Source organism: Micromonospora sp. WMMD1102 (assembly GCF_029626265.1).
In the GTDB taxonomy this organism is placed as follows: Bacteria; Actinomycetota; Actinomycetes; order Mycobacteriales; family Micromonosporaceae; genus Plantactinospora.
Genome location: NZ_JARUBN010000001.1, coordinates 6,069,594 through 6,092,953, shown reverse-complemented (window position 1 = coordinate 6,092,953; position 23,360 = coordinate 6,069,594). Strand labels below are relative to the sequence as shown.

At 72.0% G+C, this 23,360-nt stretch carries 17 protein-coding genes; 6 read left to right on the top strand and 11 right to left on the bottom strand.

The genetic code is table 11. The features are described 5' to 3' along the window. Nucleotides 1–18 precede the first annotated feature (18 nt). The 3 genes from O7626_RS27305 to O7626_RS27295 all read right to left on the bottom strand — a co-directional run bounded on the left by O7626_RS27305 (nucleotide 19) and on the right by O7626_RS27295 (nucleotide 3,740). Nucleotides 19–1,122, bottom strand: a complete 1,104-nt coding sequence (locus O7626_RS27305; protein WP_278063944.1) for an FG-GAP-like repeat-containing protein — start codon at nucleotides 1,120–1,122, stop codon at nucleotides 19–21. A gap of 43 nt (nucleotides 1,123–1,165) precedes the next feature. Further along, on the bottom strand, nucleotides 1,166–2,293 hold the full coding sequence (locus tag O7626_RS27300) for an FG-GAP-like repeat-containing protein (protein ID WP_278063943.1): 1,128 nt from the start codon (nucleotides 2,291–2,293) through the stop codon (nucleotides 1,166–1,168). 343 nt (nucleotides 2,294–2,636) lie between these two features. Next, nucleotides 2,637–3,740 carry an Ig-like domain-containing protein gene (locus O7626_RS27295; RefSeq protein ID WP_278063942.1) on the bottom strand — a complete coding sequence of 368 codons (1,104 nt, stop codon included), beginning with the start codon at nucleotides 3,738–3,740 and terminating at the stop codon, nucleotides 2,637–2,639. Nucleotides 3,741–3,904: 164 nt separating this feature from the next. Between O7626_RS27295 and O7626_RS27290 the strand changes: the two genes are divergently transcribed. After that, a complete protein-coding gene (locus O7626_RS27290) occupies nucleotides 3,905–4,231 on the top strand; it encodes a hypothetical protein (protein WP_278063941.1) in 327 nt (108 codons plus the stop codon). A gap of 138 nt (nucleotides 4,232–4,369) precedes the next feature. Beyond that, a complete protein-coding gene (locus O7626_RS27285) occupies nucleotides 4,370–5,170 on the top strand; it encodes an alpha/beta hydrolase (RefSeq protein ID WP_278063940.1) in 801 nt (266 codons plus the stop codon). Nucleotides 5,171–5,288: 118 nt separating this feature from the next. On the opposite strand, the gene O7626_RS27280 is transcribed toward O7626_RS27285, so the two are convergent. From O7626_RS27280 to O7626_RS27255, 6 genes are read right to left on the bottom strand one after another with little or no spacing between them, the layout of a single operon-like run. Next, nucleotides 5,289–6,293: a glycosyltransferase family 2 protein gene (locus O7626_RS27280; RefSeq protein ID WP_278063939.1), complete on the bottom strand. Its 1,005-nt coding sequence runs from the start codon at nucleotides 6,291–6,293 to the stop codon at nucleotides 5,289–5,291. Next, the gene (locus O7626_RS27275) at nucleotides 6,290–7,153 is read right to left on the bottom strand and encodes a glycosyltransferase (RefSeq protein ID WP_278063938.1); all 864 of its coding nucleotides are present in this window, start codon (nucleotides 7,151–7,153) and stop codon (nucleotides 6,290–6,292) included. Before O7626_RS27275 ends, O7626_RS27280 begins: the two co-directional genes overlap by 4 nt. After that, a complete protein-coding gene (locus O7626_RS27270; RefSeq protein ID WP_278063937.1) occupies nucleotides 7,147–7,998 on the bottom strand; it encodes a glycosyltransferase in 852 nt (283 codons plus the stop codon). Before O7626_RS27270 ends, O7626_RS27275 begins: the two co-directional genes overlap by 7 nt. A 55-nt stretch (nucleotides 7,999–8,053) precedes the next feature. After that, complete coding sequence (locus O7626_RS27265) at nucleotides 8,054–9,460, bottom strand: O-antigen ligase family protein (RefSeq protein WP_278063936.1); 1,407 nt, start codon at nucleotides 9,458–9,460, stop codon at nucleotides 8,054–8,056. Between the two features lie 53 nt (nucleotides 9,461–9,513). Beyond that, the gene (locus O7626_RS27260; protein ID WP_278063935.1) at nucleotides 9,514–10,551 is read right to left on the bottom strand and encodes a hypothetical protein; all 1,038 of its coding nucleotides are present in this window, start codon (nucleotides 10,549–10,551) and stop codon (nucleotides 9,514–9,516) included. A 42-nt stretch (nucleotides 10,552–10,593) separates the two neighbouring features. Then, entirely contained in the window at nucleotides 10,594–11,844 is a 1,251-nt protein-coding gene (locus tag O7626_RS27255; RefSeq protein WP_278063934.1) for a glycosyltransferase family 4 protein, read from the bottom strand. Between the two features lie 508 nt (nucleotides 11,845–12,352). Here O7626_RS27255 and O7626_RS27250 point away from each other — a divergent pair. Both O7626_RS27250 and O7626_RS27245 read left to right on the top strand, forming a co-directional pair. Further along, nucleotides 12,353–15,247, top strand: coding sequence for a PQQ-dependent sugar dehydrogenase (locus O7626_RS27250; protein WP_278063933.1), 2,895 nt, complete (start codon nucleotides 12,353–12,355; stop codon nucleotides 15,245–15,247). A gap of 164 nt (nucleotides 15,248–15,411) precedes the next feature. Continuing rightward, nucleotides 15,412–18,363: a PQQ-dependent sugar dehydrogenase gene (locus O7626_RS27245; RefSeq protein ID WP_278063932.1), complete on the top strand. Its 2,952-nt coding sequence runs from the start codon at nucleotides 15,412–15,414 to the stop codon at nucleotides 18,361–18,363. 69 nt (nucleotides 18,364–18,432) lie between these two features. Here O7626_RS27245 and O7626_RS27240 read toward each other — a convergent pair whose 3' ends face one another. Continuing rightward, nucleotides 18,433–19,650, bottom strand: a complete 1,218-nt coding sequence (locus O7626_RS27240; protein ID WP_278063931.1) for an MFS transporter — start codon at nucleotides 19,648–19,650, stop codon at nucleotides 18,433–18,435. Between the two features lie 303 nt (nucleotides 19,651–19,953). Then, nucleotides 19,954–20,763, bottom strand: a complete 810-nt coding sequence (locus O7626_RS27235) for a helix-turn-helix transcriptional regulator (protein WP_278063930.1) — start codon at nucleotides 20,761–20,763, stop codon at nucleotides 19,954–19,956. A gap of 379 nt (nucleotides 20,764–21,142) precedes the next feature. Here O7626_RS27235 and O7626_RS27230 point away from each other — a divergent pair, with 379 nt between their 5' ends. Together O7626_RS27230 and O7626_RS27225 are read left to right on the top strand one after the other, a co-directional pair. Continuing rightward, nucleotides 21,143–22,318: a transposase gene (locus tag O7626_RS27230; RefSeq protein ID WP_278063929.1), complete on the top strand. Its 1,176-nt coding sequence runs from the start codon at nucleotides 21,143–21,145 to the stop codon at nucleotides 22,316–22,318. Between the two features lie 84 nt (nucleotides 22,319–22,402). Further along, complete coding sequence (locus tag O7626_RS27225; RefSeq protein ID WP_278063928.1) at nucleotides 22,403–23,320, top strand: NADP-dependent oxidoreductase; 918 nt, start codon at nucleotides 22,403–22,405, stop codon at nucleotides 23,318–23,320. Nucleotides 23,321–23,360: the final 40 nt, after the last annotated feature.

Genomic DNA, 23,360 nt, shown 5'->3' with positions numbered 1-23,360 from the left:
ACTGGCGGTGCCGGCGACTCAGTCGACGATCCTGAGGCTGACGGCCGCGTTGCTGGTCCGGCCGTCCTCGGTCAGCCGGTAGACGAACGTGTCGGTCGGGCCGTGCACCTCGTTCGGGGTGTAGATGATCGTCCCGTCGGTGGTGACCTTTACCGTGCCGTGCCGGGGCGCGCTCCAGATCGTCACCTTGGCCCGGGTGCTGGCGTAGTCGTTGGCCAGCACCCGGATGCCGGTCGCCCGGTCCCCCCGGACCGTCGGATAGTCCCGGATCGCCACCGGAGCCCGGACGAAGTTGCCGTTGCCGAGCCCGATGAAGGTGGCGATCGCGTCGGTGAGCTGGTTGTAGGTGGTCACGTCGACCAGGCCGTCCCGGTTGACGTCACCGATCTCGACGGTCCAACTCGCCAACCCCTCCACGTCGGCGTGCAGGTCGACCCGGGTGCCGTCGTCCCGGATCACCACCACCCCGCTGAAGTAGTCGCCGCACCCCTCGACGTACGCGATCACCACGTCCATCGCGGCGTCCCGGTCGAAGTCGGCGAGCCGGTGGGTGAGCGGCCCCGAGCAGTGCCGCACCGGACCGGGGACGAGCGTGCCGGTGCCGGGGTTCAGGTAACTGGCGAAACCTTCGCCCTGGTCCGTCCACTCGTAGACGTCCAGCCGGCCGTCGCCGTCGAAGTCGGCGGTGCCGACGAAGCTGGGTTGCACGATGGTGTCGAACCCGCGGCTGATCCGGAAGTTGTCGAGGGCCAGCAGGGTGCTGGCCACCGTCGACGGCGGGCCGGCGAACCAGGCCACCGCGAGTTCGGCCGGCGGGTCCGCGTCGAGGTTGACCCCCACCCCCAGGTCCGGACAGTTGGGCTCGTCCACCGGCAGGGTCAGGAAGGCGTACGGCTGGGCCGGGCCCAGGCCACCGCCGGCCAGGCCCAGGCTCACCACCGCCCGGCAGGTGGTCGCGGTGGTGCCGGTGACGGCGTCGAGCACCACCCGGTCCGGGCGGCCGTCCCCGTTCACGTCGGCGACGATGGGCTCCGCCGGTCCGCCCGCGACGGCGACGGTCACCCAACCGGCCGTGGTGACGGCTGCCGCCATGGCGACGGCGGTGATCCGGCTTCCCCTCATGGGTTCGCCTCCTCAGGCCTGCCAACCCGCTCCGTGGGCTGGGCTATCCGGTCCACCGGAGGTACACCACCGCGCTGCTGCGCCGGGCGCCCTCGGTGAGCTGGTACGTGAACCGGTCGGTCACGCCGTGGTTGGCCCGGGGTCGGTAGACGATCCGGCCGCCGCTGATCACCTGGACGGTGCCGTATCGCGGTGCGGCGGTGATGGTCACCGTGGCCTGCGTACTGGCCTGGTCGTTCGCGCGTACGTCGATCGTCACCGCCTTGGTGCCGGTGAGCTGCACGGAGTCGGTGTTCGCCTTCGGTGACAGGACGAACTGCCCGCCCGGAGTGCCGATGAAGTACTCGGTGACACCTGTCGACCGGGAGACCGTGCGGATGTCCGGGATGTTGTCGCCGTTGGCGTTGACCACCCGGGCGTCCCAGGTCTCCAGGCCGACCGGGTCGTGTTGCAGGTCCTGGGCCCGGCCGTCGTCCAGCACCACCGCGACGCCGCTGACCACGGTCGTCGACCGGCAGCGCTCGATGTAGCTGTTCACCAGGTCGGTCGCCCCGTCGAGGTCGAAGTCCCGCAGGTCGTAGCCGAGCGGGCGGGCACACCACTGCTCGGGGCCGTGCACAAGTGTGCCGTCACCCCGGTTCAGGTACGTCTCGATGCCCTGTCCCTGGTCGGTCACCGAGTAGACGTCCTCGCGCCCGTCGCCGTCGAAGTCGGCGGTGCCGACGTAGTACGGCGCGAAGATCGCCGAGACGAGTCCGTAGAAGGGCTGGAACTCGCCGTCCAACGCCATCAGGTGGTACGGCACCGTCGGCGGTGGCCCCGGGAACCAGGCCACCACCAGCTCCTCCCGCCGGTCTCCGGTCAGGTCGACGGCCACGCCCAGCTCGGGACAGCGGGTGCCGATGCCGGAGCCGCCGGGCCGGAGGTAGACGAAGGCCACCGGCAGCCGGTAGTCGCGGGACGCGGTGCCGTACTCCACGATCACCGAGCAGAGGTCGGGCTGGACCAGTCCGAGGGTGGCCCGGTCGGTGAACCCGTCGCCGTTCACGTCGCCGAAGATCTGTTCGCCGCGGCCGGCCGCCCAGACCGGGCCGGGGGTCGGCCCGGCGATGCCACCGACGGCGACAACGATCACGATCACCAGCGTCATGGCGGTACGTCTGCGCCACATGGCCACTCCTCGTACGTCGTCGACGTGGACGGTCAGTCGGTCAGTCGGTCGCGGGGCGGCGGCGCGGCCTGTCTCGGCCCCGCCGCCTCACCTGCTGGGCGCGGCGGTCGGCGCGACCGTGCGACGGGTACGGTCGGCGGCGGTAACCAGGCCGGCGACGGCGAGAAGTGAGCTCCACATAGTGCTCCCCCTATGTAGTGCCTCGATGGGGCTGCCAGACAAGCCCTGTATCGGGGACGTTAGACCCATTCTGGTGATATCGACCGATGTTGACCGTGATCCGACAGTGGACGGGATGGCATATCGGCAGGTCACCGAGGTATGGCCGACTGGCGTCGGAGGCTCAGCCCGGGAAGGTGAGGTAGACGGTGGCGGTACTCCGCCGGCCGTTGCGCCGCACCTGGTAGCTGAACCGGTCGGTCCGGCCGTGCTGCGCCCGGGGGGAGTAGCGGATCCGCTGGTCGGAGAGGACCTGGATGGTGCCGTACCGGGGCGGGGTGACGACGACCACCCGAGCCGTGCTCGCGACGTAGTCGTTGGCGAGTACGTCGATCGCGACGGGCTTTTCGCTGGTCAACGTGATCCGGTCGGTGTTCGCGTCGGGGCCGCGGACGAATGTGCCGTCACCCGCCGAGTGGTAGTAGTTGACCTCTCCGGTTCGCAGGTTCCGGGTCTCCACGTCCGGATACTGGTCCCCGCCGAGGTTGCGCGCCTGCGCCTGCCAGCTGGTCTGGCCGGTCGGGTCGAGTTCGAGTTGCCAGGTCTCGCCGTCGGCGAACACCACCACCACGCCGTTGCCGTGGTCCACGCACCCGTCGGTGTATGCCAGCACGGCGTCCGTCCGCCCGTTGACGTCGAAGTCGGTGTGCGTGAAGGCCGGGCTGTCGGCCGAGCACCAGCGGGCGGGCCCGAGTTGGGCCACGCCGTCGACCAGGATGCTTGTGTAGTACCCGCCCGGCCCGACCGCGAAGGGCGAGCGGACGTCATTGCCGGTGAAGTCCTCGGCGCCCAGATAGCTGGGATTGGCCAGCGGCGAGGTGAACGTGGTGATCGTGTCGAAGTCGTGGTCGACGGCGATCCGGTTGTACGGCACGCTCGCCGGCACCGAGTCGCTCCAGGCCAGCCAGAGTTCGTTGAACTGGTCGTCGTCGGCGTCGAAGGCCGTGCCGATGTCCGGACAGTCGGTGCCCAGCTCGCCGCCGCCGGGACGCTGGTAGGCGTAGGCGACCGGTGGCAGGTAGACGCCGGGGGACGTGCCGTACTGGATGATCAGCGAGCAGAGGTTGGGGTAGATGGCCCCGAGGACCGCCCGGTCGACGGTGCCGTCGTTGTCGAAGTCGGACAGGATCGGTTCGCCGGGCCCGCCCGCCCGGGCGGCCGGAGGAATCGGGCCGGTGGCGACCACCGCCGTCACCGCCAGGACCGCGACGATGCGCCTGCTCCACATGGCGTCCTCCCCGGTTGTCCGGATCGGTGGGGTTTCCGTGACGTTAACTCCGGTTCGTGCCGACCAACGAAGCGCTGACCGTGATCCGACAACCACTCCACGTCACGAAGAGGCAGCTCAGTGCCCTTGATCCAGGTGTGCTGGCGCGGACGTACCCTGGAGACGTGAGCCCTCGTCGCAACCGTCCGCGCGCCGACGACGCGCCGCCGCTGGACCGTGCCCGGCTGGAGCGCGGCATCGGCTCGGTGCAGAGCTGGCGGGACGGCGAGTGGCAGGTACGCGACATTCCGGGCAGCGCGGCGACCAAGACGTACCGCTGTCCCGGCTGCCTCCAGGAGATCCGCCCCGGGGTGGGCCACCTGGTCGCCTGGCCGGCCGACGGGCAGGGCGACCTGACCGACCGCCGGCACTGGCACACCGGCTGCTGGCGGGCCCGGGACCGGCGCGGCCCCGGGGTGGAACGCTCACGCAGCGCCCCCCGGTACGGCTGACCCCGCCCCGGGTACGGCTGACCCCGCCGCCCGGCCCGGCCGCACCGCCCGGAGACCCGCGGGAGATTCGAGGGATCTTCGTCACGCGGTCGGCGGGTACGCCGTCCGGCCCGGCCGAAGCGGGTAAGACTGATCCCTGTGAGTACAGCCATCCGCGCCGCCAGCATCCTGCCCGCCCGCCGGGAGGAAATCGAGCTGCACACCGCCGACGGCCTGCGTCTGGTCGGCGAGCTGGCACTCCCCGCCGACCGGGACCCGGTCGCCACCCTGGTCTGCCTGCACCCGCTGCCGACGCACGGCGGGATGATGGACAGCCACGTCTTCCGCAAGGCCGCCTGGCGGCTGCCCGCGCTGGCCGACCTCGCGGTGCTGCGGTTCAACACCCGGGGCACCAGCAGCGTGCGCGGCACCAGCGAGGGGACCTTCGACGGCGGCGAGGCGGAGCAGTACGACGTCGCCGCCGCGATCGAGTACGCCGAGTTCGCCGAACTGCCGCAGATCTGGCTGCTCGGCTGGTCCTTCGGCACCGACCTGACCCTGCGGCACGGCTGCGACCCGGGAATCGTCGGCGCGATCCTGCTCTCCCCGCCACTGCGCAGCAGCGGCGACGCCGACCTGGCGGTCTGGGCGGAGTCCGGCAAGCCGCTGACCGCGCTGGTTCCGGAGTTCGACGACTACCTGCGACCGGAGGAGGCTCGGCAACGGTTCGCCGCCGTGCCGCAGGCCGAGGTGATCGGCGTGCCGGGCGCCAAGCACCTCTGGGTCGGCGACGCCGAGACCGTACTCGACGAGGTGGTCCGCCGGGTCAACCCGGCGGTGCGGGTACCGCTGCCGACCGAGTGGGACGGGCCGATGGAGACCGGCGACGCGAGCGCGTACGCCGACCGCACCGTCGCGGCCTTCGCCGACCTGCCGATGCCGGGCGAACAGCCGGACTGACTCGCGGTGCCGGGAGAGCGACCGGCGCCGGGGAGCGACCGGACCGGAACGCGGTGCCGGGGAAAGACCGGCCCGGAACGCGGTGCCGGGGAGCGACCGGACCGGATCGGCGGTTGGTTCAGCCCTCGGGGTCCGGGGCACCGCGCGGGGCCGGCGGCACCGGCTCGCCGACCTCCACCGGCGGCAGCTCCTCCACCGGCGGCAGCCCGTCCGCCGGTGGCCAGCCGGTCAGCCAGGTACGCCGCTGCCGCCACACCTGTGGCCAGTAGCGGGCCCGGCCGGTCAACCGAGACCCGGCCGCCCGCACGGCGATCCCGGTCCGCAGCAGGGCCCGGCCCAGCGCCGCCCGGAGCGGGGACCAGCGCAGCCGGAGGAAGGTGACCTGGCCGCGCAGCAGCATCACCCGCTTGCCCGCGCTGGTCGAGGCGGCCCCGCCGACGTGCAGGACCCGGGCCGAGGGGACCAGCACCGGGGCGGCGCCGAGCGCGGTCGCCCGCAGGCAGAGGTCGAGATCCTCGCAGTACATGAAGTAGTCCGGGGTGAAGCCGCCGAGCTGGCTGAAGAGGGTCCGCCGGACCAGCAGCAGGCAACCGGAGGCGGCCGGCACCCGCACCGGCGCGGCCCGGTCCAGCCAGGGCAGCGCCTCCCGGTTGAACAGCCGGGACCGGCCGAACAGCGTGGAGAGCCCGGTGGCGAAGCAGGTGAGCGTCCAGAGCGAGGGCGGGCCGAAGACCGAGTGCCCGTCGTCGCTGCCGTCCGGTGCGAGGGTGCGACCGGCGTAGATGCCGTGCCCGGGACGCTCCCGGGTGAACGCCAGCAGCTCGCCGATGACGTTGCCGACCGGTTCGGTGTCCGGGTTCAGCATCAGCAGCCAGTCGCCCCGGGCCCGCGCCGCGCCGATGTTCACCGCCCGGCCGAACCCGACGTTGCGGGCCAGCCGGACCACCCGGGCCTCCGGGAAGGCTGCGGCGACCGCCGCCGCCGACCCGTCGGTCGAGGCGTTGTCGACCACGATCACCTCGTACGGCTCGCCGGGGCAGGCGGTGCGCAGCGTGGCCAGCGCGGTCAGGATCAGCTCGCGGGTCTGGTAGGAGACCACCACCACGCTGACCAGCGGGTTCACCGCGCCGCTCCGTCCGGCTCGGCGGGGACCCGGCTGGACTCGTCCCGCCCCCAGCGGTTCCGTACCGCAGGCCGCCGGGCGGCGGTCGCGGCCAACAGCGTCAACCCGGCGTAGCAGACCCCGGCCGGCAGCAGCCACGGCCGGGGCAGCACCACGTCGACCAGCCAGGAGGTCCGCCGGGCCCGGCGGACCCGCTGGTCGGCGGCGCGCAGGCTGGCGTTGCCGGCCCGGACCCGGCCGAGCCGGCGGAGCAGGTCGGCGGTGCGCCGGGGAGTGGCCACCACCGTCCCCACCTCGGTCACCTCCCGCTTCTCCGTCCCGGTGAACTGGCCGTCCAGGAAGAGGTCGTCGGCGACCACGTCAGGAAACCTGTCGAACCGGGCCCGGCCGGCCGCCGAGAGCGCTATCGCACCCCGGCCGAAGAGCGCGTTCCGGTACGCCGGGTGCCGCCCGTTTATCGCGTAGTAGCCGCGTACCAGCAGCGGGCGTCCGGTGGTGTCCAGCCGGCGGCGCGGCGCGGCGGCCAGGATCCCCGGTGCGCCGACCGCCGCCGCCAGCGTCCGGGCCCCGGCGGTGGGCAGCGCGATGTCGGCGTCCAGGTAGATCCGCGGAAAGCCGGTGACCGCGTCGTCCCCGGCGTTCAGTGCGGCCGGCTTGCCCGGCTCGGGCAGCTCCCGCAGCAGCACCCCGGGCACCGACCGGGCCACCTCCGCCGTGCCGTCGGTGCAGCCGTTCGCCACCACGACCACCTCGAACTCGCCCGGCCGCGCGTCGGCGAGCAGGGTCCGCAGGGTCCGGCCGAGCACCGCCGCCTCGTCGTGCGCGGCGATCACCACGCTCACCGGTCCCCGGGTCACCATGGCGCCCGCCCGGTCAGCGCCAGCCGGATCCGCCGGGTGGCGTTCCGGCGACGCAGCCGCCAGCCCTGGTATTCCCGCAGGTCGAGCGGGGCGGCCTGGACCACCCGGGCGGAGTGCCGCATCTGCTCGGTCCACTGCGCCAGCGTCGTCACCCCGGTCCGCCGGGCCGACAGCGGCCGGCGGGCCACGAAGTCGGCGTCGGTGCGGTAGATGGTCTGCGGGCTGCGCGGGTCGTCCAGGTGGTCCTCGGGCAGGAACGGGTGGTACCAGCCGTTCAGCCAGCCGAGCCGGGCCGCCCGCAGGCACCAGGCGGTGAACGTCTCGTCGCCGGCCAGCGGGCCGACCTGGTCCAGCGTCTCGCGCTTCATCAGATAGCCGCTGCCCTGCACCCAGTGGTTGCGGAACAGCCGGTGCCCGTTCGGATAGTCCGCCAGCTTCGCCGCCACCAGCGCCTCGTCGACGTCCTCGGCCGGGAACCGCCAGGTGCCGACCACCCCGAAGCCCGGTACGTCCCGGTGCGCCCGGCGCAGGATGGTCAGCCAGTCCGGGTCGGGCAGGCAGTCGTCGTCCACCTTGCTCAGATAGGAGCCGGTCGCCTCCGCCCAGAGCCAGTTGGTCGGCTCGGTCAGCCCGGCGTTGGCCGGGCTGTGCCGGAACCGGTGCACCCGGGGATGGTGCCGGAGTTCCTCGACCGCCTCCAGGGTCGGCCGGTCGGTGCCGTTGTGCCAGAGCCAGACCCGGGCGTCCGCCGGGCAGCTGCCCAGCAGGTGCGGCAGCGACAGCCGGACGTACTCCGGCCGGTCGTACGTGATCATGAGAATGTCGATGCCACCGTCGCCGGTCATCCGACCGCCCACCTTCCGCTCGGTCCCCCGGAGCCGGCCGCTCGCCGGGTGCCGGTCATGCCCGTGCCACCGCCGGCACCGGCTCCGGCTCGTCGCCGTTGCCGGCCCGCCGGCCCGACTCGATCCGGTTGGCGCGTTCCGCCCTGGTGAGCCGCCACAGCGCACCGGTCAGGCCGAGCAGCACGTGCACCGTGACGAAGAACGTCGAGAAGTACATCGAGTCGAAGGTGAAGCCGGAGAAGGCGGCCACCCCGATCGCCACCGCCAGCGTCGCGGCCAGGTCGCGGTCCCGTTCGGTACGGGCGAACCGGCGTACCCGGCCGGCGACGACCATCCCGGCGAGGAAGAGCGCCGCCAGTCCGGCCACCCCGATGATGCCGCCCTGGACCAGGGTGGTCAGCCACTGGTTGTCCAGCAGTTGGTAGAGCTCCGGCAGGAAGGTGCCGACGCCCCGGCCCAGCCAGGGACGTTCCCGGATGAACGGGGTCACGTAGTCGTAGTCCTCCACCCGGGCCTGCACGCTCGGGTCGCTCTCACCGGCCAGCAGCAGCGACTTGATCGCGGCGAGCAGGCCGGGCCGGGCGACCTGGATCAGCGCGGTGAGGAGACAGCCGACCACGAGTACGTTGAAGGTGGTCCGCAGCGGCCAGAGCAGGACCAGCAGCAGGATCGCCGCGCCGAGGGCCAGCACCCCGGTCCGGGACAGCGAGATCGGGATGACCCCGGCCTGGAACATCGCCAGCGCGCCGTAGATCTGCCGGTCCCGCCGGGTCGCGGAGAACCGGGCGAAGTGGATCGCCACCACCAGGCCGATCACCATCAGCACGCTGAACTCGATGTAGTGCCCGGCGGTGCCGGCGACCCGGACCAGCCCGTCGCCGCCCCGGTCGCGGAACCCCACCACCTCCTTGTGGAAGGTCAGCAGCGGCGGCAGTTTCAGGTACGTCGTCAGGTCGACCCGGGTGACGAACTGCACCAGCGCGACGAAGGCCATGAAGGTGGCGCCCCAGCAGAACCAGCGGAGCACCCGGTCGACGCGTTCCCGGGTCAGCACCCCGTCGGCGGCGGCGAGCAGGATCCCGGCCCCGGCCAGGGCCATCAGCAGGGTCCGCTCGGCGCCGTTCGCCTCCAGCGCCGGCATGCCGCGACCCTGCCCGGCGACGTAGGAGAGGAAGAGGCTGACCAGGTAGATCGCCATCGCCCAGCGCATCGGCTGCTGGCCCCGGGTCACCAGGGTGGGGTGCAGCCGGCTCAGCGCCCACCAGACCAGCAGGCCGAACCCGACCATCAGACCCGGCTTGCCGAGGTCGCTCAGGGGCGGGAAGACCAGCCGGAAGGGGAGCAGGTAGGCGAGCATGACCGACGCGATGACCGCGGCGGTGGCATCCGGGAAGTGGCGTACGGCGGGGGTGATGCCGTCGTACACCGTGTCGGACCGCCGCGCGGATAGGTAGGTCGGCACGTCGCTCGTCTCGTCCGTGCGCCGTCAGCGGGCGCTGGGTGGCTGCCCGGGGATCATCGGCCCGGATCGTCCAGGACCTTGCGGGCGGTGCTGGTGAGCAGGACCGTCTCCTCGGCCGCCGGGGCGGCAGCCCGGTCGTCGACGGACGGGTCGGCGTACCGGTCGTCGGCCTGCGGGCCGGCGTACCGGTCCTCGGCCCGGGGGTCGGGGTGGCGGTCGTGCACCGGGTGCGCCGGGATCCTGTCCTCCGGGCCGCGCGCGGCGCGCCGGGAGACCGCCTGGGTCGGCTCGCGACCGGCGGAGACCGCCGCGGCCCTGGTCATCGGGGCCGGCGAGATCGGTGCCGTCCGGGCCACCGGGGTCGCCGCTACCGCCGGCCCCGGCCGCGGCGAGTTGACCACCGCCTGCCCGGCGGTCACCGCCGGACCGCCGTTCCAGGCCATCGGGGTGGGCGCGTCCCGGCGTACGCCGGGACGGGCGTTCGCCCGGCGCCGGGCCACCGCGTCGTGGACCACGGCGGCGACGGCGGCCAGCAGGAGGCCGATGGCGAGGATCACCACCTGGGCCCGCAGCACGTTGGAGCGGGACGGCAGGATGTTCAGCCCGGGATCGAGCACCTCGGTGGTGATCTGCTCGCCCGGGTTGGGCCGGTACGGCGCCTGCTGCCCGGCGACCTCGTCGTGGACGAGCTGGGTCACCGCCTCGACGGTCCTCCGGGCACTCTCCTCGCTGGACGCGGTCACCGCGATGGTCAGGATCGAGCTGCGGGTCACCAGCCCGACCTCGTAGTCGGGATCGCCGCCGGCCGCCGCGATCCTGGTCCGGGCGTCGTGCGCGGAGGTGGAGATCTGCACGGCCTGGGCCATCGCGTTCTCGCCGATGCGCAGCCACGGGTTGCCCGGCCGGGGTGCCGCGTCCGGCTCCGGGGCCGCCGAGGTGGTCGGCGGCACCAGCAGGATCGCGACCTCGGTCTTGTACTCGGGCTGGATCGCCAGTCCGAACGCGAGCGCCGCGCCGAGCGTCACGACGACGATCGGAGCCGAGACGTACCACCGCCGAAACATGAGCTTCAGCAGGTCGAGAAGGTCCATCGGGCGGCCCTTTCGAAAGGTGCGGGAATGCGGTGCGAGCGGTCAGATCGGCAGGCGCGCGGCATCGGCCCCGTTACCGTGTGGAACTTCGTTGTAGTCGCGCGGCGACGGGCGCAGCAATCGGTCCCACAGTCGGATGTACGACTTCACCTGGTGGTCCCAGGCGAGTTCATCGACGAACCGCTGTCTCCCGATCGCGCCCATCACGGCCCGGGTGCGTTCGTCGCTGAGAAGCTGGTCGATGGCCTTGGCGAACTCGTCCGGGCTGCCGTGTTCCACGTAGCTCGCCGCCGCCTCGGCGGTACGCCGGGTCTCCAGCAGGTCCACCGCGACCACCGGTACGCCCCGGGCGACGTACTCGACGGTCTTCGCCATCGTGTACATCTCGGCCATCCGGCTCGGCCGGTCCGGCTGGATGGCGATCGACGCGGAGCAGAGCAGTGCGTCCACCTCCTCGGCCTCCAGCCAGCCGGTGAACCGCACGACGTCGTCGACCCCGCGTTCGGTGGCCAGCCGGCGCAGCTCCGGCATGCTCTCGCCGTCCCCGGCGACCACCAGCTCCCAGTCGCCGGTGCCGCGCAGCCCGGCCAGCCGCTCGGCGGCCAGTACCGTCGCCTCCACGTTGTCCTGCGGGTTGATCACCCCGACGTAGACCACCTTCTGCCGGGGTTCGGCCGGCGGCGTGGGCTGCCGGCGTCCCGCCTCGTCCGGGGTGCCGTGGCCGCGCCGGACCTCGGCCAGGGCCGGGCCGTTGCGGACCACCACCACCTTCTCCGGCGGGCAGCCGCCCCGGCCCATCGCCAGTTCCCGGAACGACTCGTTGGTGGCGACCACGGCGGTGGCGGTACGCCAGGAGAGCCGTTCGAAGAGCCGGAGCATCCACAGTACGGCCGGCCGGGGCTGGCCCGCCTTGCACTCGTAGAGTTCCGGGCTCAGGTCGTGGTGGTCGAAGACGAAGGGCCGGCCCAGCGCCCGCATCAACAGCCCGACCAGCCAGAAGACGTCCGGCGGGTTGCACGCCTGGACGGCGTCCACCCGGGTCCGCAGCATCAGGCCGAGCAGCCGGGCGGCGACGGCGACCAGTGCCCAGGCGAACTCGGCGGCGAAGGAGAGGACTCCCTTGCCGGCGAGTGGCTGGGGGAACGAGTGGATCCTGGTGCCGGTGGTGCCGGGCAGCACCCGTAGCGGTCGTGGTCCCCGTGGGCAGATCACCGACGCCCGGTAGCCGGCCGCCTCCAGGGCCTGGCACTCCCGGATCACCCGGCGGTCCCGCTCGGCTGGCAGATTTACCACCACTATGACTACGTGAGGGCGTCGATCGGCCATCTCTAACTCCCATCCGCGCAGCTCGGACGACGTTTTCGATGGAAGGTCGCGACGCATTCGACAGCGCCGCGACCCGAATGAGTGTTGCTTGCGCACCGAGCTTGTCCCGTCACCGCCGGTGCCTACCAAGACCTTGCTCTACCGGCCCGGCCCGGGCAAGGACCGGGGATTGGTGTATGTGTCGAGTTACTTACAAGGTCACGACCGAACGTACGATTGTTCCTTCACTCGCTCATCCGCGTGTCGTACGCACACCGGCAGGTCAGTGCCCTGATCAACACGCATTCAGTGGCATCGGGTCGAACCGTCCGGGGAAGCGGCGTTTCGTTGATCTTCGTCCGGATTCGCGATTAGACCCTGGTGGCTGGCAAGCCTTGCGCCGAAAACTACTCTGTGCCCACAAAGGTGAGCGACTGTCATGTCCCGGGGAAGAGCCGGGCGGTCGCGCTCACCACGTGGGGAGAGGAAGTGGGCCATGCGACTGCGGCGCGGCTTGCGACTTGGTCTGGTAATGGCACTGCTGGGCAGCGTACTGGCGCCGCTGCACCCGACGGCGGCCTCGGCGGTGACCCTGCCGAACGGGTTCCAGGAGCAGGTGGTGTTCAGCGGGCTCAGCCAGCCGACGAACATCGAGTTCGCCCCGGACGGCCGGGTCTTCGTCGCCGAGAAGGGCGGCCGGATCAAGGTCTACACCGACCTGGCCGACCCGACCCCGACCGTCTTCGCAGACCTCTCCCGCGACGTGCACAACCAGTGGGACCGCGGCCTGCTCGGACTGGCACTGCCGGCCGACTTCCCGGCGAACCCCTGGGTCTACGTGCTCTACACCTACGACGCGCCGCCCGGACAGACCGCTCCGGTGTGGAACGACACCTGCGGCGACGCCAACAACGGCCGCTGCCTGGTCACCGGCCGGCTCTCCCGGCTGCGGGCCGCCGGTGACGTGATGACCGGCAGCGAGCAGGTGCTGATCTCCGACTGGTGCCAGCAGTACCCCAGCCACTCCGTCGGCGACCTGCGGTTCGGTGCCGACGGCATGCTCTACGCCACGGCCGGCGACGGGGCCAGCTTCAGCGCCACCGACTACGGCCAGCTGGGCAACCCGGCCAACCCCTGCGCCGACCCGCCCGGCGGCACCATGACGCCGCCGACCGCCGAGGGCGGGGCGCTGCGCGCCCAGGACGTCCGGACCGCCGCCGACCCGACCGGGCTGGACGGCGCGGTGCTGCGGCTCGACCCGGCGACCGGGGCGGCGGCGCCGGGCAACCCGGCGATCGGCGCCGCCGACCCGAACACCAGGCGGATCGTCGGGTACGGCGCCCGCAACCCGTTCCGGTTCACCATCCGGCCCGGCACCAACGAGGTCTGGTTCGGCGACGTCGGCTGGAACTCCTGGGAGGAGGTCAACCGGATCGCCGACCCGAGGGCCGGGGTGACCAACTTCGGCTGGCCCTGCTACGAGGGGCCCACCCGGATGGGCAGCTACGACAACGCCAACCTGAACCTCTGCGAGACGCTCTACACCGGTGCCGGCCAGACCTCGCCGTACTTCGCCTACCACCACAGCGCGCCGGTGGTGCCGGGGGAGAACTGCGGGTCGGGCGGGGACGCGGTCTCCGGACTCGCCTTCTATCCGGGCAGCGGCGGCAACTATCCGGCGGCGTACGCCGGGGCGCTGTTCTTCGCCGACTACTCGCGCGGCTGCATCTGGGCGATGCGCCCGAGCGCACCGGGCGGGCTGCCCGACCCGGTGAACATCGAGGCGTTCGGCCAGGCCGCCGCCGGCCCGGTCGACCTGGCGATCGGCCCGGGAGCCGAGCTGTACTACGCCGACATGGGCGGCGGCACGGTACGCCGGATCAGGTACTTCCCCGGCAACCAGCCGCCGACCGCGGTGATCCAGGCGACCCCGACCACCGGCCCCGCCCCGCTCGACGTCAGCTTCGACGGCACCGCCTCCACCGACCCGGACCCGGCCGACGCCGGACGGCTCAGCTACAAGTGGGACTTCACCAGCGACGGTACGGTCGACGCCAGCACCCCGACCGCCACCTTCCGCTATCCGAGCAACGGCAGCTACACCGCGACGCTCACCGTCACCGACACCCTGGGCAGCTCGGCGAGCAGCACCGTCCGGATCCAGCCCGGCAACGCCGCCCCGACCGCCCTGCTGGACAGCCCGGTGCTCGGCACCACCTGGCGGGTCGGCGACACCCTGAGCTTCGCCGGCCGGGCCACCGACCCGCAGCAGGGCAACCTGCCGGCCTCCGCGCTGCGCTGGAAGCTGCGGATGGAACACTGCGAGTCGGTCGGCAACTGCCACACCCACCACCTCCGGGAGTGGACAGGGGTGGCGTCCGGCTCCTTCGTCGCACCGGACCACGAGTACCCGTCGTACCTGGAACTGGAGCTGACCGCCACCGACGCGCAGGGCCTGTCGAACACGGTGCTGCGCCGGCTCGACCCGCGCACCGTCGACCTCACCTTCGGCACCGACCCGGCCGGGCTGCGGCTGAGCGTCGGCCCGACCACCGGTACGGCGCCGTTCACCCGTACCGTGATCGTCGGTTCGACGAACACGGTGAGCGCACCGGGGTCGCAGTCGGCCGGTGGCACGGCGTACTCCTTCGCCGGCTGGTCGGACGGCGGGGCGGCGACGCACGTCGTCACCGCGCCCGAGACGGCGACCACCTACACCGCGTCGTACGCCGGCGTCTCCGGCTGTGGCGCCGCGCCGGGCTACGTCTGCGGCACCGCGACCGACCGGCCCTGGCTTTCCGCCGGTACGGTGCTGCCGTTGACCGGCGACGACGCGGTGACCTCGGTGGAGCTGCCCTTCCCGGTGCCGCTCTTCGGGCAGGGCTACCGCACCGCCTGGGTCTCCGGGAACGGGTTCGTCTCCTTCACCGACCCGGGCGGGCCGCAGCCGGTGAACGCCGTGCTGCCGGCGGCCGGGGCGCCGAACGCGGCGCTCTACCCGTTCTGGGACGACCTCTGGGTACGCTCCGACTCCAGCGTCCGGACGGCGGTGACGGGTACCGCGCCGAACCGCAAATTCGTGGTCGAGTGGCGCAACAGCGGCATCTACGGCTCCAGTTCCGCCCGGATCAGTTTCGCGGCGGTGATCGGCGAGGACGGCGAGATCGTCTTCAACTACCGGGACCTGAGCAGCAGCGGGCGGGAGCGGGGCGACTCGGCGACGGTCGGCATCGAGAACCAGACCGGTACGGTCGCGCTGTCGTACTCGGTCAACCGGCCGGTACTGGCCGACGGCACCTCGATTGTCTTCCGGCCGGTCGCCCAGCAACCCTTCGTAGCCGAGCGGGGTGGGAACCGGCAGTCGCCGCTCGGCGGCCGACTACCAAGGTGATCCCTGTGCGAACGGTTGACCAGGGAGTCTGATCGGTCGTTAAGGAGCGTCCGGTCGGCTAGCCGCCCTGGTCAACCTCGCGACAGCCCGCCCCGCTACGGACGGTGATCCTGGAGCCGGCAGCCGCCGGACAAACTCGGCGGCGCCGTCGAGGGGAGGCCGCCATGTCCGCAGCCGTGCGGCGAAACTGGGCTCGGGCGCTGGTTCCGGCCCTGGCACTCGGGCTGGGCGTACCGGTCGTGGCCGGGCTGCCGCCGCTCGAACCCCGACCCGCGGCGGCGATCCCGCCCGGCTTCACCCAGCAGGTGGTCTTCACCGGGCTGACCCGCCCCACCAAGCTGGTCTTCGCCCCGGACGGCCGGGTCTTCGTCGCCGAGAAGAGCGGCATCGTGAAGGTCTTCGACAGCCTGGCCGACAACACCGCCACCGTCTTCGCCGACCTGCGCCCCAAGGTCTACGACTACGAGGACCTCGGACTGATCGGCCTGGCCCTGCCGCCGAACTTCCCCGCCGACCCGTACGTCTACCTCAGCTACACCTACGACGGGGTGGTCGGCGGCCCCGCGCCTACATACCACGACAGTTGCCCGGTGGTCGGGAACTGCCGGGCCAGCGCCCGGGTCTCCCGGCTGCGGGCCGCCGGGAACGTGACGACCGGCAGCGAGCAGGTGCTGCTGCACGACTGGTGCCACCAGATCGAGAGCCACTCGATCGGGGACCTGGCGTTCGGTCCGGACGGTGCGCTCTACGTCGCCGGTGGCGAGGGGGCGTCGGCGACCTTCACCGACTACGGGCAGGCGGGCAGCCCGTCGAACCCGTGCGCCGACCCGCCCGCACCGGCCGGCGGCGCGATGACACCGCCGAGCGCCGAGGGCGGCGGACTGCGCTCCCAGGACATCCGTACCCCGGGCGACCCGACCGGGCTCTCCGGCACGCTGATCCGGGTCTCGCCGACCACCGGGGCCGGGCTGCCGGACAACCCGCTGGCGGCGAGCAGCGACCCGAACAACCGGCGGATCCTGGCGTACGGGCTGCGCAACCCGTACCGCTGGACGTTCCGGCCGGGTACCGGCGAGGTCTGGATCGGTGACGTCGGCTGGCGCACCTGGGAGGAGGTCAACCGGGTGGTCGACCCGGCGGTCGGGCCGGTCCGCAACTACGGCTGGCCGTGTTACGAGGGGAACGCGCCGCAGGGCGGCTACAACGCGGCGAACCTGTCGCTCTGCGAGACCCTCTACCCCCAACCGGCCGGCACGGTCACCCCGCCGTACTACACCTACCAGCACAGTCAGCAGGTGGCGGCCGGCGACGGCTGCCCGACCGGCGGCTCGTCCCCGGCCGGGGTGGCGTTCTACCCGGGCGGAGGAGGCGGCTATCCGGCGGCATACGCGGGAGCGCTCTTCTTCGCCGACTATTCCCGGGGCTGCATCTGGGCGATGCGGACCGGCAGCAACGGGCTGCCCGATCCGGCCCGGATCGTGCCGTTCGCGATCGCACCCGGCGTGGTGGACCTGCGGATCGGGCCGGAAAACGACCTGTACTACGTCGACCTGCTCGGCGGCACCGTACGCCGGTTCCACTACAGTTCCGGCAACCAGCCGCCGGACGCCGTCGCCGAGGCGACCCCGACCAGCGGAAGAGCGCCGTTGGACGTCTCCTTCGACGCCGTCGGTTCGACCGACCCGGACCCGGGCGACATCCTCGAATACCAGTGGGACTTCACCAACGACGGCACCGTGGACGCGACCGGGCTGAACGTGACCCACCGGTACCCGTCGATCGGAACCTACACCGCCCGGTTGCGGGTGGTCGACTTCGCCGGGCTCAGCGACACCGCGACGGTGCAGATCAGGGTCGGTACGAGTGCGCCGGTGCCGGTGATCGAGCAGCCGACCGCCGCGCTGCGCTGGGCCACGGGCCAGACTGTAACGTTCAGCGGTGGCGCCACCGACCCCCAGCAGGGCGCGCTGCCGGCCTCGGCGCTTACCTGGACGCTGGTCAACATGCACTGCACCACGCCGGAGAACTGTCACAGCCACCCGGTGCGCGAGGTGACCGGGGTGGCCTCCGGGACGTTCCTGGCCCCGGACCACGAGTATCCGTCCTATCTGGAGCTGACGCTGACCGCGACGGACAGCGGTGGGCTGACCGGGAGTACCACGCTCCGGCTGGACCCGAAGACCGTGCAGCTCAAGCTGGCGACCAAGCCCGCCGGGCTGCGGGTCAACCTCAACGGCCGGAGCCTCACCACCCCGAACGCCGTGCAGGTGATCGTCGGCTCGACCAACACGGTCAGCGCGCCCGGGCCGCAGCGGCTCGGCCCGGGGACGTACGCCTTCCAGAGCTGGTCGGACGGGGGTGCCGCGACCCACGTGGTCACGGCTCCGGCCGCCACCGCCGCGACCTACACCGCCACCTACGACGGCGCGCCCGGCAGCTGCGCCGACGGCTTCGGCTACACGTGCACGACACACTCCGGCCGGGCGTACCCGCCGGCCGGTCCGACCGAGCTGCCGTTGACCGGGGACAACGACAGTACGTCGGTGGCGCTGCCGTTCCCGTTCCCGTACTACGGGCAGAACCATTCCAGGGCGTGGGTGGACGTGAACGGCGTACTGTCCTTCGCGGACCCGCGTGGCTCCTGGCCGGCGAACCGGGCGCTGCCGCACGCCGCGACACCGAACGCCGCGCTTTACCCGTTCTGGGACGACCTGGTGATGCACCCGGAGTCGCGGGTCCGGACCGCCTTGCTGGGCAGCGCACCCGACCGGCAGTTCGTGGTCGAGTGGAAGGACGTGGGGCTCTCCGGCGCACCGGCCGCGCGGGTCAGCTTCCAGGTGGTGCTCTGGGAGTGGGGTCAGATCGTCTTCAACTACACCGGGCTGAACGCCGGACGCGAGTTGGGCAACTCGGCGACGATCGGCATCGAGAACCTGACCGGTACCGACGCGGTGCAGTACTCGGTCAACCAGCTGGTACTGGCCAACGGCAAGGCAATCGTCTTCACCCCGCCGGCCGCACTCGTCGGGGCGGCACCGGGCCGATGCCCGCCACGACCCCGACAAACCGTCAGCTGCGACGCGACAAGCACCGCACGCGGACCGCGCACCGGGTGAGAGTGACGGTGGTCCGCCGGGATGAGCAGGAGGCGGCGGAACCACGGCGGTGTCCTGCCGGGCAGCGGCTCAGCCGGTCGACACCTGTTGCTGGACGTCTGCGGTTGCGTTCGCACCCGGTTCGGCGGGCTCCCGGGGGGAGCCGACCAACCCCGACGCCCAGGTAACGGGCAGCGCCACCACGCAGATGATCAGGCCGGTGAGTACCACGGCCTCCACGCCGCGGCCCGCGAGCGCCAGGCCGCCGATGACGGCGCCACCCGCGATGCCCGCGTTGACGGCGGATGCGCCCAGTGTCGCGGCAAGGTCGGCGCCCTGGCCCGCCAGGCTGATGACCCGTAGCTGGAACGAGGGGACGAGACCGAAGCCGACCATTCCCCATACCGCGAGTAGCGCCGCGGTCGCCACCGGCGATCCGCCGAACAGGTACAGCGCCCCGAGAGCCAGCACCAGCACGGCATTGGCCACCAGGAGGGTCCTGGTGGGGTCGATGTCGGCGAACCGTCCGCCGACCGCGATCCCCACCGCGCTGGCGATGCCGTAGACCAGGAGGAACGCGCTGACCAGGCCGCCGGATACGCCGGTGACCTCCTCCAGATAGACCGCCAGGTAGGTGAACACGGTGAACTGGCCGCCCAGCAGAAGCAGACCGACCGCGAGCGTGGCCAGCACGCGAGGCGCGAGCGCCGCCTTCGCCTGCACGACCGCGCCGCCGGAACCCTGGGTGGGCACCGCCGGTACGAGGGCCAGGGACAGCACCAGCGCCACCACGCCGAGCACGATGATGCAGACGAACGACGCCTGCCACCCGAACGCCTGCCCGACCAGGGTGCCCAGTGGCACGCCGAGCACTGTGGACACCGCTATCCCGCCGAAGACCATCGAGATGGCCTGCCCGCGCCGAGCCGCCGGGACCAGACTCGCCGCGATCATCGAGGCCACACCGACGAACAGCCCGTGGATCGTGCCGGTCACGGCGCGAGCGACCAGCAGCGAGCCGAAATCCGCGGCAACCACGGCGACGATGTTTCCGAGCACGTACACCGCGAGCGAGGCGTGCAGCAGGAACCGTCTGCCCAGCCGTGTCGTGACCGCGGTGAGCAGCGGGCCGCCGATCGAGATGCCGAGCGCGTAGGCGGTGACGATCCAGCCCGCGGTGCTGATCGACACCGTCAGGTCGGCAGCCACCAGGTTCAGGATGCCGACCACGACCAGCTCGGCGGTGCCGATGACGAACGCGCCAAGGGCGAGCGTCGCCAGGGCCAGGTTGCTGCGCTGCGGAGCCATCGTCACCACATCCCGGGTTGTGTGGTGGCCTCGGCGTGGGCGTCCACCGCGTGGATGGCACGCAGGGCGTCCTTGAGATATCCGACGCATTTCATTGCGTTTGCTCCAGAGGAGGTAGATATGAGAGGTCAGCTGAACGTTAGCCGCTCCACCATTGCGCCGGCAGGAACACCGGCCGTCTCATGCGTACTACGTCAGGTCGGGTGCGGACGCCGCCGTTCGGCGGCCCGAGTCGTGCCTAGATCAAGCGCAAAATGGCGTACTGTCCGGGCGGCAATACCTCGGCGTGGGCCGCGAACGTGCTCAATCGCGATGGTCGTCGGAGTAGGGCAGGTGAAAGGCGATGGTGACCAATGACCCGTCCGTCGGATGTACCACGGCGAGCTGCGTGGTCAGCTCGCCGAACGCGGGGTGCCGCAGCCTGCGCGGACGGGCCTGCTGCCCGCGCACCTCGAAGTCGGCCCACCACCGGCGGAACTCCGGGCTCGCTTCCAGCAGGTGATTGATGACGTGGGTCACCTTGCGGTCGCCGGGATGGCGGGCCGCCATCGCACGGCTGCGAGCGGTGATGTCGCGTGCGTCGTCGGCCCAGTCAACCACACGCTCGCGCGCCTCCTCGCTGGTCAACATCCACCACAACATGTTGCGGTCCAGCCCGTCACGGGCTCCCCAGTCCGTATACCACCGCGTGGCCGCGTCGTTCCAGGCGATCACGTCACCGGCGTGATTGAGCGCGTAGACCGGGTAGGGGCCTCGGCCCGCGTGCCGGACCAGGGCGGTAATCAGGGACATGTCGGGTTCGACGCCTTCGGCCGACACCGCGGGTGCGTTTCCGGCCGCGAGCTGGTGCAGGTATCTGCGCTCATCCTCGCTGAGCGCGAGCACCCGCGCGAGGCTGTCGAGCACCTCCGGCGACGGATGGATGTTCCGTGCCTGCTCAAGGTAGGTGTACCAGGTCGGCGAAAGGCCGGCTAGGACGGCGACCTCCTCGCGGCGCAGGCCGCGGGTGCGCCTGCGCCGCCCGATGGGCAGGCCGACATCGGCGGGGCTGATCCGTTCCCGCCTGGTGCGGAGGAAGTTGGCCAACTCCTGCCGGTATTCCTGGGACGACACCCTGCCCTCCGGTCGTCAACGGCCATTCGCCGGCGGTCCGGCCGAGCTGCCCGGACCACAACCTATCTCACCAGGCAGGGCGCAGGTCATCGCACATCCTGGTATCCCGAGTACCCACACTGTCAGCTTCTGGGCAAGCCCGGCGGATTCGCTGATCGTGGAGTCACCAGCTGTTCCCGGATGAGGCCAATGCACACCGACCGCCCTCCCGGCGGTCATGGCCACAGGGGCGGTCATGTGCCGGCATGGGTCCGCCGCGACGGCGAGGTGGTGCGGAATACCGGTATGAGCGGGCGGCGCCGGGTGGGGCGGTGAGTTGCGGACGAGCGCCGTCCGGGGTCAACGCGGGTCTGGGAGTAACGGGCAACGGAGAAGGACCATGACGGTAGGTGTCGAGACGGGCGCGACCATGTCCACCGCGCGTGGCGGGCCAGACCTGTCAGCGTTCTGCCGGGAGCGCCTGTCCTCCCTGTCCCGAGCCGACCAGCGCCGGTGGGGCGAGGCGTACGTGCGGGGTCTGGTGACGGTACCCGGCCGCAAGTCGATCCGGCGCATCTCCGACCAGATAATCGGCTGGCGGGCCGACCAGTGCCTCCAGCAGTTCGTCAACCAGAGCCCTTGGCCCTGGGAACCGGTCCGGCGCAACCTCGCCGAGCACGTCGCTGGCCTGGTCGCGACGCGCGCGTGGGTGGTGCGCGAGGCGGTCTTCCCGAAGGCCGGCTCCAGCTCTGTCGGGGTGGCCAGACAGTACGCGTTCGGGGCCGGCCGGCTCCTCAACTGCCAGCTTGGGCTCGCGGTGTTCCTCGTCGGCGACACGGCGGCGTGCGCCGTGAACTGGCGGCTGCTGCTGCCCCGGTGCTGGGACGACGATCAACGGCGCAGGGCACGAGCACACCTGCCGGCGGTGCAGCGCTACCGGCCGCGCTGGCTGCACCCGCTCGACGCGATCGACGAGATGATCAACGGGTGGAAACTGCCGCCCCGGCCGGTGCTGGTCGACGCGGACGACCAGCAGGACGTGCAGCCCTTGCTGACCGGGCTGGAGCAGCGCGGGCTGTGCTACCTGGTGCAGGTGGCACCGCACCTGCGGGTGCCGGCAGCGCCGGGTGCCTGCCCGGCACCATCCTTCGGCGAGTTGGCTCTGTGCGCTGTGCGCCCCCCGACGAGTCGGTTGCGTTGGCAGGCCGGGACCGAGCTGCGGACGGCCGACACACGGTTCGTGGCGTCGCCGCTGCCGCCGGGGAACCCCATGCCGGTCGGCGATCACCCTTTCCAGCCCACCCGTCATCTGCTCGCGCAATGGGCGGTCGGCCGCGGTCGCCCCCGGGGGATGTGGCTGACCAACCTGGATGTGGCCCGCCTGCCGGAGGTGATCGACCTGATCGGGTTACGTGCGCGCGCGGCGGAGCATCTGTGGCGGATGGAGGACGAAGTCGGGTTGCGGCACTTCGAGGGTCGTTCGTTCCGGGGCTGGCACCACCACACGACACTCGCCTCGGTCGCGTACGCGTACCGGCTTGGCGCAGCGGAGCTGCCGAGTTCCTGGTACTGCTGATACCACCACCAACGGGCTGTTGATCTCCGTTGCGTCCGACGGCAGGCTGGTGGCGCCCGGCCAATCCACCGGAGGTGCATCGAGATGCGTGCCGTCGTGATCGACAGCCCTGGCCCACCCGGCGTGCTCAGACCGGCAGAGGTTCCCGAGCCGGTGCCGGGAGATGACGAGGTGTTGCTTCGGGTGGCCGCGGCCGGGGTGAACGCGATCGACTGGGCCACCCGCGCGGGAGCGGGCGTCGCGGTGCCCGCCTTCCCCGCTGTTCTCGGCTGGGACGTGTGCGGAACGGTCGCCGCCCCCGCTGGGCAGTGGCGGGCCGGTGACCAGGTTTTCGGCATGCTGCGCTTCCCCGTGCTCGCGGGGGCGTACGCCGAGTACGTTGCCGCCCCCGCCGCACAGCTCGCCCGGGTGCCGGACGGCGTCGACGCGCACACCGCGGCGGCGTTGCCGATGGCCGCGCTCACCGTATGGCAGACCCTGGTCACCCATGGCGGGCTCACGGCCGGGCAGCGGGTGCTCGTGCCCGGTGCGGCCGGCGGCGTGGGTCATGTGGCCGTGCAGCTCGCGGCCGCCCTGGGGGCGGAGGTCACCGGCACGGCGTCGCGGGCCAACCACGACTTCGTCTGCGGGCTCGGCGCGAGCCGGGTCGTGCCGCATGACGGGGCCACGGCACGGGCCGGGGAGTACGACGTGGTGATCGATCCACGTGGTGGGGCGGACTTCGAGCGGCTGCTGTCCGCGCTGCGCCCGGGAGGGATCATCGTGACCCTCAAGGGCGAGGCACCAGGCATGCGGGATCTCGCTCGGGCGCGGGGCGTACGGGCCGGGTTCACCTATGTCCAGCCCGACGGGGCCGTCCTGGCCGATGTCGCCGACATGATGGCCGGTGGGGGGCTCACGGCCGCGATCGAGCGAGTGCTGCCGTTGACCGAGGCGGCATCGGCACACGAGATCGGTGAGGCGGGGCACGTGCGCGGCAAGCTCGTTCTCGCCGTTGCGTGAGGCTAGCGCCGCAGGAGTTGCCTGGCATGCCTGCCGGCGC

Bases quoted from the DNA above. Each gene is read 5' to 3' on its own strand.
- O7626_RS27305 (WP_278063944.1), bottom strand. From the start codon at position 1,122: ATGAGGGGAAGCCGGATCACCGCCGTCGCCATGGCGGCAGCCGTCACC.
- O7626_RS27300 (WP_278063943.1), bottom strand. From the start codon at position 2,293: ATGTGGCGCAGACGTACCGCCATGACGCTGGTGATCGTGATCGTTGTC.
- O7626_RS27295 (WP_278063942.1), bottom strand. From the start codon at position 3,740: ATGTGGAGCAGGCGCATCGTCGCGGTCCTGGCGGTGACGGCGGTGGTC.
- O7626_RS27275 (WP_278063938.1), bottom strand. From the start codon at position 7,153: ATGGTGACCCGGGGACCGGTGAGCGTGGTGATCGCCGCGCACGACGAG.
- O7626_RS27270 (WP_278063937.1), bottom strand. From the start codon at position 7,998: ATGACCGGCGACGGTGGCATCGACATTCTCATGATCACGTACGACCGG.
- O7626_RS27260 (WP_278063935.1), bottom strand. From the start codon at position 10,551: ATGGACCTTCTCGACCTGCTGAAGCTCATGTTTCGGCGGTGGTACGTC.
- O7626_RS27250 (WP_278063933.1), top strand. From the start codon at position 12,353: ATGCGACTGCGGCGCGGCTTGCGACTTGGTCTGGTAATGGCACTGCTG.
- O7626_RS27245 (WP_278063932.1), top strand. From the start codon at position 15,412: ATGTCCGCAGCCGTGCGGCGAAACTGGGCTCGGGCGCTGGTTCCGGCC.
- O7626_RS27240 (WP_278063931.1), bottom strand. From the start codon at position 19,650: ATGGCTCCGCAGCGCAGCAACCTGGCCCTGGCGACGCTCGCCCTTGGC.
- O7626_RS27230 (WP_278063929.1), top strand. From the start codon at position 21,143: ATGACGGTAGGTGTCGAGACGGGCGCGACCATGTCCACCGCGCGTGGC.
- O7626_RS27225 (WP_278063928.1), top strand. From the start codon at position 22,403: ATGCGTGCCGTCGTGATCGACAGCCCTGGCCCACCCGGCGTGCTCAGA.